This window comes from Ensifer sp. SSB1, from assembly GCF_016652895.1.
Classification (GTDB): domain Bacteria; phylum Pseudomonadota; class Alphaproteobacteria; order Rhizobiales; family Rhizobiaceae; genus Ensifer.
This window is the reverse complement of the sequence record NZ_JAEPRP010000158.1, coordinates 1-9717: the sequence shown is the minus strand read 5'-3', so window position 1 is coordinate 9717 and position 9717 is coordinate 1. Positions and strand designations below refer to the sequence as shown.

General features: G+C 63.7%; 9 protein-coding genes and 1 pseudogene. 6 read left to right on the top strand and 4 right to left on the bottom strand.

Features of this window, described 5'->3' with window-relative positions; translation table 11 throughout:
• The 3 genes from I8N66_RS29055 to I8N66_RS29045 all read right to left on the bottom strand — a co-directional run.
• On the bottom strand, positions 1-1482 hold a 1482-nt coding region (locus I8N66_RS29055; RefSeq protein ID WP_291161424.1), incomplete at its 3' end, for a sugar ABC transporter ATP-binding protein.
• A 74-nt stretch (positions 1483-1556) separates the two neighbouring features.
• Positions 1557-2516 (bottom strand): substrate-binding domain-containing protein, encoded by a 960-nt coding sequence (locus I8N66_RS29050; RefSeq protein WP_052201675.1) that lies wholly within the window; start codon positions 2514-2516, stop codon positions 1557-1559.
• Between the two features lie 112 nt (positions 2517-2628).
• Positions 2629-3372 carry a FadR/GntR family transcriptional regulator gene (locus tag I8N66_RS29045; RefSeq protein ID WP_291161419.1) on the bottom strand — a complete coding sequence of 248 codons (744 nt, stop codon included), beginning with the start codon at positions 3370-3372 and terminating at the stop codon, positions 2629-2631.
• Between the two features lie 201 nt (positions 3373-3573).
• Between I8N66_RS29045 and uxuA the strand changes: the two genes are divergently transcribed.
• Together uxuA and I8N66_RS29035 are read left to right on the top strand one after the other, a co-directional pair.
• On the top strand, positions 3574-4764 hold the full coding sequence (gene uxuA / locus I8N66_RS29040) for a mannonate dehydratase (RefSeq protein WP_291161454.1): 1191 nt from the start codon (positions 3574-3576) through the stop codon (positions 4762-4764).
• Between the two features lie 8 nt (positions 4765-4772).
• On the top strand, positions 4773-5465 hold the full coding sequence (locus tag I8N66_RS29035; RefSeq protein ID WP_113539455.1) for an RraA family protein: 693 nt from the start codon (positions 4773-4775) through the stop codon (positions 5463-5465).
• Between the two features lie 31 nt (positions 5466-5496).
• On the opposite strand, the gene I8N66_RS29030 is transcribed toward I8N66_RS29035, so the two are convergent.
• A complete protein-coding gene (locus I8N66_RS29030; RefSeq protein ID WP_113539456.1) occupies positions 5497-5979 on the bottom strand; it encodes an Lrp/AsnC family transcriptional regulator in 483 nt (160 codons plus the stop codon).
• Positions 5980-6080: 101 nt separating this feature from the next.
• Between I8N66_RS29030 and I8N66_RS29025 the strand changes: the two genes are divergently transcribed.
• The 4 genes and pseudogenes from I8N66_RS29025 to I8N66_RS29010 all read left to right on the top strand — a co-directional run.
• On the top strand, positions 6081-7580 hold the full coding sequence (locus tag I8N66_RS29025; RefSeq protein WP_291161413.1) for an aminotransferase class V-fold PLP-dependent enzyme: 1500 nt from the start codon (positions 6081-6083) through the stop codon (positions 7578-7580).
• Entirely contained in the window at positions 7573-8448 is an 876-nt protein-coding gene (locus tag I8N66_RS29020; protein ID WP_291161411.1) for an MBL fold metallo-hydrolase, read from the top strand. Before I8N66_RS29025 ends, I8N66_RS29020 begins: the two co-directional genes overlap by 8 nt.
• 28 nt (positions 8449-8476) lie before the next feature.
• Positions 8477-9238 (top strand): sulfite exporter TauE/SafE family protein, encoded by a 762-nt coding sequence (locus I8N66_RS29015; protein WP_291161451.1) that lies wholly within the window; start codon positions 8477-8479, stop codon positions 9236-9238.
• Between the two features lie 225 nt (positions 9239-9463).
• Positions 9464-9717 (top strand): annotated as a pseudogene (locus I8N66_RS29010) (C4-dicarboxylate ABC transporter); the annotation flags it as partial.

Sequence of the window (9717 nt, the reverse complement as noted above, 5' to 3'; positions counted from 1 at the left end):
CACCTCGGCGACGACGGCGCCATGATGCATGACGAGGATGCGATCGGCGACTTCCAGCACCTCCTCGAGTTCCGTCGAGACGAAGAGGCTGGCGAGACCGTCGGCCGCCTTCTGCCAGATGATGTCGAAGATCTGGCGCTTGGCCTGAACGTCGACGCCGCGGCTCGGCTCGTCGAAGAACATCACCGACGGCTGCCGGTTCAGCCACTTGCCGATCACCACCTTCTGCTGGTTGCCGCCCGACAGCGACGACACTGGCAGCTCCGGATCGCCGCACTTGATGTGCAGATCGGCGATCTGGCGGCGCACATGCGGCTGTTCGCGCCGGCGTGAGATGAAGCCCCTGTTGGAGATCGGGCCGAGGCTCGCCATGCAGAGATTGTCGGCGGTCGAAAGCGACTGCACCAGGCCGACCTCCTTGCGATTTTCCGGCGTGTAGCCGAGCCCCGCCTTGCGCATGTCGCGGGGGCTCGCGCCGGTCATGTCGTGACCATCGAATGTGACCGTACCGCCATCGATCCGGTCGGCGCCGAAGATCGCCCGCATCAGTTCCGTGCGCCCGGCGCCGAGCAGGCCGGCAATGCCGAGGATCTCGCCGGGATAGAGATCGAAGGAGACGTTTTGAAAATGCCCCGAGCGGCTGAGATCGCGCACTTCGAGCACCGGCCTGGTACGATCGAGTGTGCGCCGTGGCGGACGCGTCGCACGGGCGGCATCGCCGAACATCATGCCGACGATCGCCGACGGTGTCGTCGCCTTCATCTCGACCGCGCCGATATAGTGGCCGTCGCGGATCACCGTGCAGGTGTCGGCGATCTCGAAGAGTTCGCTCATCCGGTGGGTGATATAGATCATCGTCACGCCGCGGGCGCGCAGCCGCTCGATCAGCGCGAAGAGCTGCTTGACCTCGCGCGACGCCAGCGCCGAGGTCGGCTCGTCGAGCAGCAGGATCGACGGGTTGAAGGACATCGCCTTGACGATCTCCACCACCTGCTGCTGGCCGACGCTGAGCGCCGAAACAGGCTGGCGGGAGTCGATCGCAAGCCCCATGTCGGCGAGCAACTCGCCAGCGCGGCGGTGCAGGCCCGCCCAGTCGACGACGCTGAAGCCGGCGCGGCGGCGATGCGGCAGCCGGCCGAGAAAGATGTTCTCGCCGACGGAAAGCTCCGGCACCAGCGAAAGCTCCTGGTGCACGGTGACGATGCCGGCGGCAAACGCATCGTGCGGCGAGGTGAAATGGCGGTCCTCGCCATTCACGCTGATCGTGCCGGATGTCGGCTCGGTGACGCCGGCGAGAAGCTTGACGAGCGTCGACTTGCCCGAGCCGTTCTTGCCCATCAGGGCATGCACCTGGCCGGGGGCGAAGCTGTGGGTGAATTCCGAGAGGGCGACAGTCGGGCCGTAACGCTTGGTCACGGCCCGAAAGTCCAGCCGTCCCTGCACCCCTTGCAACGCGGCTGAACTCGGTTGCGGATAGCTCATGCGGATTTCCTGCTGTGCAAGACGAGGGAGTGGCGGGCGCGATGACCCGCCGCTCGGCTCACGTCAGAACCCAATCACTTCAGCGCCTTCAGGCCTTCCTTGTAGGCGGCAACGGCCTGCGTATCGGCGCGCGTCAGGGGCAGCACCGGCACGTTGACCTTGGTCTCGATCTTCTTGCCGTCGAGCAGGTTCTGCGCCGCTTCGATCGCCTGCTTGCCGACCTCGAGCGGCTGCTGCGCCGTCGTTGCCTGCAGCACGTTGTCGGAATTGAGCAGCATGTTGGCGAGCTGCTCGGAACCATCGGTGCCGAACACGAAGACTTTGCCTTCGAGGCCGGCCTTCTTGACCGCCTGAACGGCGCCGATCGTGCCGCCCTCGTTTGCGGCGTAGATCACCTGGATATCGGGATTGGCCGTCAGCATATCGCTGGCGACCGCGAGCGCCTTTTCGGCAAGCCAGGCGTCCTGCTGGGCGACGATGTCGACCTGATCGTTGACGACACTCAGGAAGCCATCGACGCGGGCGTTCGACTGTTCGGGCAGCAGTGCCTTGAAGGCGAGCGTGCCGATCTTGACCTTGCCGCCATTGCCGAGCGTCTTCAGGAAGTCGGTCGCGGCCTTGCCGGTACCGATGCCGATATCGCGGTCCGAGCTCGTTACCGTCGCCTGGGCGACGTCGCCATTGGCCGAGGTCCCGTAGGTCACCACGGTAATGCCCGCGTCACGTGCCTTCTTCAGGGCCGGCACCGAGGCATCGGCCGAAAGCGGTGCCACGACGATCGAGTTCACGCCGCGGGCGATGTAGGTATCGATGAGCTGGGCTTCCTTTTCCAGCTTGCTGTCGCTGTTGCCGGCCAGAAGCTCGTCACCGGCAGCTTCCGCCGCCTTTTCCATGCCGATCTGGATGCCGCGGAAATACTGGTCCTGCTGGAAGACGATGCCGGCGATCGCCTTGCCGCCGGCAAAGGCCGCGCCCGGCGCAAAGCTGACGGTGGCAAGTAGCGCTGCAAGCGCCAGACGTTTCATGTTGCTCATATTGGTTCTCCTCCCAAGTGCCCTGTTCGTGCCGCCGGACCAACGGGCGAAAATCCGGCAAATGGCGGCCCGCACCACCTGAAGCGCGGTCGGGGCCAAATCTGCAAAAATGTTATCGTGGCTGCAGGCCGCCCGGCGGGGCATCGACGAAGCGAATGCCGAACTCCAGATGACGGCTCATCAGGTAGACATAGGCGATACGGTCGCGCGCCCTCAGCGCCCGGATGATCTCGGCATGCGCCTCGAAGGTCGCCGCGTGCACCGGGCGCTCGGCCTTGCCGAGACGCATGACCTCCTCGATCACCGAGCGCAGCATGTGGTAGGCGGCGAGCGTCGTGCGGTTGCCCGAGAGTTCGACGATCGCCGAGTGGAACTCATAATCGCACTGTGCCGCCGCTTCGACGCTCTCGGCCTCCAGAATGCGGGCATTGATCGCATCCAGCCGGTCGAAATCAGCGTCGCTGGCCGTCAGGATGATGTGTTCGCCGACACCGGTTTCGATAATGCGGCGGAAGCCCTGCAGGTCATGAAACGAGTCCGGCGAGATACCGTTATGGAAGGCAAAGAGCCGGCGGATCGCCTCGCCATGGCCGCCGCTGATGACGGCGCCCACCTTCGGGCGGGTCTCGACCATGCCATAGGCGCGCAGCACCTGCAGCGCCTCGCGCACGGTGTTGCGGCCAGCCTGGAACTGTTCGCCGAGATCACGCTCGGTCGGCAGCGCGTCGCCGATACCGAGGCCGCGCTCGGAGATCATGTCGCGGATCTGCTCGACTAGGCGATCGACGGCCGAGGTCTTTCCCGGCTCCACGGCCTCGACGCCCGACAATGCCTCTTCCCGTACCGAACTGCTCACTCGCCATCCTCCCTGCGATGCTTTATTTGTTGGTCCAGATCACGCTTGTCGTCAAGAGGAAATTCTGTGAATCCGCCTGTCACGATGATTTTCGAGCGAAATCGCCGTTTCAAGGCTTGAATTGTTGGACCAATGGGACATTATTGCCGGGCGTGGTCCAACAATAGCCACGGAAGCGGGTAGGAGTTCTGCATGAGACTGATGGAAGAGTGCTTTCGCTGGTATGGGCCAAACGATCCGGTGCCGCTCAGCCACATCCGGCAGGCGGGCGCCACGGGGATCGTCTCGGCGCTGCACCACATCTACGACGGGTCGCCGTGGCCCGATGAAGCGATCCTGGAGCAGAAGGCGCTGATCGAGGCGGCCGGCATGCGCTGGAGCGTCGTCGAGAGCATTCCGGTGCACAACTCGATCAAACTCGCGACATTAGACAGCGCCCGCTACATCGGCTGGTACAAGGACACGCTTCGCACCCTGGCACGTTCGGGCATCAGCATCGTCTGCTACAACTTCATGCCGGTGGTCGACTGGACGCGCACGGAGCTTATGCAGCCCCTGGCGAACGGCGGCTATGCGCTGCGCTTCGATGCGGTCGATTTCGCCGCCTACGATCTCTTCGTGCTGAAGCGTCCGCGCGTCGAGGACAGCTATTCCGAGCGGCAGATCTTCGTCGCCCGCCAGCGCTTCGATCAGATGGACCAGGCGAAAATTGACCGGATCGAGCGCAACCTGATCGCCGGCCTTCCGGCGACCGAGCGCCAGTTCAACCGGGCGAGTTTCCTCGCAGCGCTCGCGGAATATGACGGCGTGACCGCCGACACGTTGCACGCCAACCTGGCCCGCTTCCTCAGGGAGATCGTCCCCGTCGCCGAAGAAGTCGATATCCGGCTCTGCATTCATCCGGACGATCCCGCCTTTTCCCTCTACGGTCTGCCGCGCATCGTCTCCACACCGGCCGACGTCAGGCGGATTCTAGCCGCCGTCGACAGTCCGGCCAATGGCATCACCTTCTGCACCGGCTCCTACGGCACGCGCGCCGACAACGACCTGCCGGCCATGGTGCGAGAGTTCGGTCCGCGCATTCACTTTGCCCACCTGCGCAATGTCCAGCGCGAAGAGGACGGCTCCTTCTATGAAGCCGACCATCTCGGCGGATCGAGCGACATGCCGGCGGTGATCCTGGCGCTGATGCAGGAGCAGGAGCGCCGCGTCCGCGAGGGGCGCGCCGACTGGCAGATCCCGCTTCGGCCCGACCACGGGCATCTCCTTGCCGACGACATCGGCAAGGAGCGCATCAACCCCGGCTATTCGCTGATCGGGCGCTTGAAGGGTCTCGCGGAAATCAGAGGCGTCATGCAGGGCATCGCGACCGCCATAGCGCACAAGGCCTGAGGGAAGACATGAAACATTTTGAAGACGATACCGAACTCTTTGCCGCCATGCGCAGCCGGCTGTTCACGGCCGTGGTCGGCGACATTCTCGACACGATGGGCCTGCAGCACCAGTTCCTGCCGCCGCAGATCAAGGCGCTGCGCGACGACATGGTCGCAGTGGGCCGCGCGATGCCGGTGCTCGAGGCCGATTTCTTCGCGACGGCGGAGGCCGGCGGTCATTCGGAATTCAGCGCCAAGCCCTTCGGCCTGATGTTCCATGCGCTCGACAGCCTGAAGGAAAACGAGATCTACGTCTGCTCCGGCTCCTCGCCGCGCTATGCCGTCTGGGGCGAACTGATGTCGACGCGGGCGCTGAAGCTGAAGGCTGCGGGTGCGATTTGCGATGGCTACTGCCGTGACAGCGCCGGCATTCTTGCGCTCGATTTCCCGACCTTCTGCTACGGATCCTACGCACAGGACCAGGGACCACGCGGCAAGGTCGTCGACTACGGCATCCCGATCGAGATCGGCGGCATCCGCATCCGGCCGGGCGATATCCTCTTCGGCGACCGCGACGGCGTGCTCGTCATTCCGCGCGAGGCCGAGCGGGAAGCGATCGCGCTGGCGCTGGAAAAGGCCGAAACCGAAAGCAAGGTGCGCCTGGCAATCGAAGCCGGCATGAGCACCGTCGAGGCGTTCGAACGCTTTGGCGTCATGTGACACAAGGAGGTGAGGCCCGGGACCCGGCGCCTCACCGCAACCGGCTGAGATCCACGGGACGGTTGTTGATGATCGCCTCCATGGAGAAGAAGCCCGTGACCGTGGCGAGATCGAAGTTCGTGATGAGCTTCTGATAGAAGGCGTCGTAGCCGCCCATGCCACGGGTCACCACCTTGATCAGATAGTCCCAGTCCCCGCCGATCCTGTAGAAGTCGATCACTTCCGGCAGCCGCTCGACATGCTGGCGGAATCCGTCGCTCCATTCCTTGGAGTGATGACGCGTGCGGATCATCACGATCACCGTCAGATCCAGGCCCAAGGCGCTGAGATCGATGTCGCAGTGCGAACCCCGGATCATGCCGATCGATTGCAAGCGCTGCAGGCGCCGCCAGCAGGCATTTTGCGACAGTCCCACCCTCTCGGCCAACTCACGCTGCGAGAGGCTCGAATCCTTTTGCAGCAACGTCATGATCTTCATATCAAAACTATCGATTTTTGACGTTTCGTCGATCATTTGACCCAATTTGGCGCCGCTGCTGCAGGAAGATAGGTGAATTATTTGACCATGAAGGGGAATATAATCGCTGTCAATGTTCGCTCCGAGGAGTCAGCGAGATGATTGCCCCCGCCGTCCACCACCAGCCCTGCGAGACCCTTACACCCCTCGCCCGTTTCCGTCAGGCTTTGAACGGCCCGGGCGTGGTTGCCAACCTGCGCGACGATCTCGTCGGCGCGAAGGCGCAGATCGCCGGTCCCTATGGCATGAAGGCGCTCGTCTATGCCGACTATGTCGCTTCCGGCCGGGCACTGCGCGTGATCGAAAACTTCGTGCTCGACGAGGTCCTGCCCTACTACGCCAACAGCCATACGGAAGCCTCCTATTGCGGGGGCTTCATGACCCGGATGCGCCGTGAAGCGCGCGCGCTGATCGGCGAATTCTGCGGCGCGACGGCTGACCATGCGGCCATCTTCACCGGCTCCGGCGCAACCTCCGGCATCAACCGCCTCGTCAAGCTGTTCGGCGTTGCCGAAGCCGTGGCGGCAGGAAAGCATGTCCGGGTCATCATCGGTCCTTATGAACACCACTCCAACATTCTGCCCTGGCGCGAAAGCGGCGCCGAGATTGTCGAGCTCGCCGAATGTCCATCAGGCGGACCGGACCTCGGCGGTCTCCAACGGGCGCTCCGCCCTGGCGAAGCTGATCTCACCATTTGCACCCTTTCGGCTGGGTCGAACATCACCGGCATTACCAGCGACGTGGCCACGATCACCAGGATGGCCAAAGCTGCCGGCGCCAAGATGATCTGGGACTATGCCGGCGCCGGCCCCTATGTTCCGATTGCCATGTCGCCTGTTTCAGGTGCCGAGATCGACGCGATCGTCGTCTCGCCGCACAAGTTCATCGGCGGCCCGGGCGCTTCCGGCATCCTGATCGTTCGCCGCGACGGCGTCACGACCGACAAGCCGACCTGGCCGGGCGGTGGCACGGTGAAATTCGTCTCGCCTGATACCCACGACTACAGCGCCAACCTCGAGGCCCGCGAAGAGGCCGGGACGCCGAATGTCGTCGGCGACATCCGTGCGGCCCTTGCCTTCATCGTCAAGCATGCGATCGGACTTGAGCAGATGGAACGCCGCAACCGCGAGCTGGCGAAACAGGCGGTTGCCGCCTGGAAGGCCATCCCGCAGCTGGAGCTGCTCGGCCTGCAGGAGCCGGATCGTCTGCCGATCTTCTCCTTCCGCATCCGCAATGGCAAAGGTGGCTACGTCCACCAGCAGCTCGTCACCCGCATGCTGAGCGACCGCTTCGGCATCCAGGCGCGCGGCGGCTGCGCCTGCGCCGGGCCTTACGTTCACCGGCTGCTGTCGATCGATCCCGAACACTCCGAGCAGATCCGCCAGGCGATCCTCGCCGGCGAGGAAATCGAGAAGCCGGGCTTCACGCGGCTGAACTTCAGCGTCCTGCTTTCGGAAGAGAAGGTGAAATACATCCTTGATTGCGTCACGCAGCTGGCCGTGGACGCGCCCAGTTTCGAAGCCGACTACGATTTTGACCCCGCCCGCGCGATCTTCTTTCCGTGTGCAACGGCTGAGGAGGCTCTCGCCTATGCATAAGCCCGATGTTACCGGCTTCTACGATCCCCGCACCGGCAGCATCCAATATGTCTCCGCCGATCCGGCCACGGGCAAATGCGTAATCATCGACCCGGTGCTCGATTTCGACGAGAAGTCGGGCTCGACCGGCACGCGCAATGCCGATGCGATCCTCGATCATATCGCGGCCAAGGGGCTGACCGTAGAGTGGATCCTCGACACCCATCCCCACGCCGACCATTTCTCGGCGGCGCGCTATCTGAAAGCGAAGACCGGCGCGCCGACGGCGATCGGCGAGCATGTGAAGGGCGTGCAGCGGATCTGGAAGACGATCTACAACTGGCCGGATTTCGCCTGCGACGGCTCGCAATGGGACCGGCTGTTTGTCGACGGCGAGAGCTTCCGCATCGGTGAACTCAAGGCGCGCGTCATCCATTCGCCCGGACATACGCTCGCCTCGATCTCCTATGTGATCGGCGACGCTGCCTTCATCCACGACACACTGTTCATGCCCGACAGCGGCTCCGCCCGCGCCGATTTTCCGGGCGGAAGCGCTGCCGATCTCTGGCGCTCGATCCAAGCCATTCTGGCGCTGCCGGACGAAACCCGGCTCTTTACCGGTCACGACTATTGCCCTGGCGGCCGCGAGGCGCGCTGGGAAAGCACTGTCGCCGAGCAGAGGGCCGCGAACCCGCATGTCGCCGGCAAGACCGAGGCCGATTTCGTCGGCCTGCGCGAGGCACGCGACCGCACCCTGCCGATGCCCAAGCTCATCCTGCATGCGCTGCAGGTGAACGTGCGCGGCGGCGAGCTTCCGGCCGCCGAGGACAATGGCCGGCGTTACCTGAAGATACCGCTCGACGCGCTTCCCGGCTCGGTCTGGGGGTAACGACATCGTGGTGGATCCCTTCCAGCAGATGTTGCTTGCGATCGGCTCCGGTTCGCTCACCGGCTTCACACTCGGCCTGATCGGCGGCGGCGGCTCGATCCTCGCGACGCCGCTCCTGATCTACGTCGTCGGCATCCGCGACGTGCACACCGCGCTCGGCACCGGCGCGCTCGCCGTTTCCGCCAACGCCTACCTCAACCTCATCAGCCATGCGCTTCGCGGTCATCTCTGGTGGCGCTGTGCCCTGATCTTCACCGTTGCCGGCTCGCTCGGCGCCTTTTTCGGCTCCAGCCTCGGAAAACTGATCGACGGCCAGCGGCTGCTGTTCCTCTTCGGCCTGGTGATGATGTTCGTCAGCTTCGCCATGCGGAAGGTCAAATGCAACACGGCGGCAACACCCCAGTCGCTTTCGCTCGGGACGCATGGCAAGACCGGCCTGACCGCGCTTCTGACCGGAACCTGTTCCGGCTTTTTCGGCATCGGCGGCGGCTTTCTCATCGTCCCAGGACTGCTGTTTGCGACCGGCATGCCGCTGATCAATGCGGTTGGCACATCGCTTCTCGCCGTCGGCACCTTCGGCCTGACGACGGCGATCAACTACGCAGCCTCGGGATTGGTGGATTGGCGCATCGCCGGCTACTTCATCGCCGGCGGCATTGGTGGCGGCATTATCGGCACCATCATCTCCACCCGGCTCTCCACCCACCGTGACGCGCTGACGCAGATCTTCCGCGGCATCATCTTTTCCGTCAGCCTCTATGTGCTCTGGCGCAGCTACATAGCACCATGACGACTGAACCCTGATGGCGGTCGCATCGCTCACGACTTGGTGACATGCGAGGGTGAGCAGCGAGAAAAGCTAACGCGCGGATAACCTGCGGCCCCTTGCCGTTCCCCAAGACCCTTTGGCTGAAAACGTTCGATGGCTGTCCGACATCATCCTATCTGCACTATTTAAGACGAAGAAGTGGCGTGTTTTAATCCTGTCAGTACCTTTTCGGACAGGAGCAAGCCGATGACCGCTCAATGCATCAACATTTCGAACTGCACGCCACTGGCCACGCGCTCGATCTCGCAGCTTCCAATTAATCTTTTCGGCTCGGTCATGGGCATCACCGGCCTCAGCCTTGCGTGGCGTGAAGCCGCCAAGGCGACCGGCATGCCGGCCGTACCCGGCGAATATGTTGGCTTTCTCGCCAGCTTGATCTTTGTCAGCCTCACCGCGGGCTACGCTATCAAGTGGTACCGCCATCCGACCTCGGTCGCCGC

Bases quoted from the DNA above. Each gene is read 5' to 3' on its own strand.
- I8N66_RS29015 (WP_291161451.1), top strand. From the start codon at position 8,477: ATGTTGCTTGCGATCGGCTCCGGTTCGCTCACCGGCTTCACACTCGGC.
- uxuA (WP_291161454.1), top strand. From the start codon at position 3,574: ATGGAAGAGTGCTTTCGCTGGTATGGGCCAAACGATCCGGTGCCGCTC.
- I8N66_RS29050 (WP_052201675.1), bottom strand. From the start codon at position 2,516: ATGAGCAACATGAAACGTCTGGCGCTTGCAGCGCTACTTGCCACCGTC.
- I8N66_RS29030 (WP_113539456.1), bottom strand. From the start codon at position 5,979: ATGATCGACGAAACGTCAAAAATCGATAGTTTTGATATGAAGATCATG.
- I8N66_RS29020 (WP_291161411.1), top strand. From the start codon at position 7,573: ATGCATAAGCCCGATGTTACCGGCTTCTACGATCCCCGCACCGGCAGC.
- I8N66_RS29025 (WP_291161413.1), top strand. From the start codon at position 6,081: ATGATTGCCCCCGCCGTCCACCACCAGCCCTGCGAGACCCTTACACCC.
- I8N66_RS29035 (WP_113539455.1), top strand. From the start codon at position 4,773: ATGAAACATTTTGAAGACGATACCGAACTCTTTGCCGCCATGCGCAGC.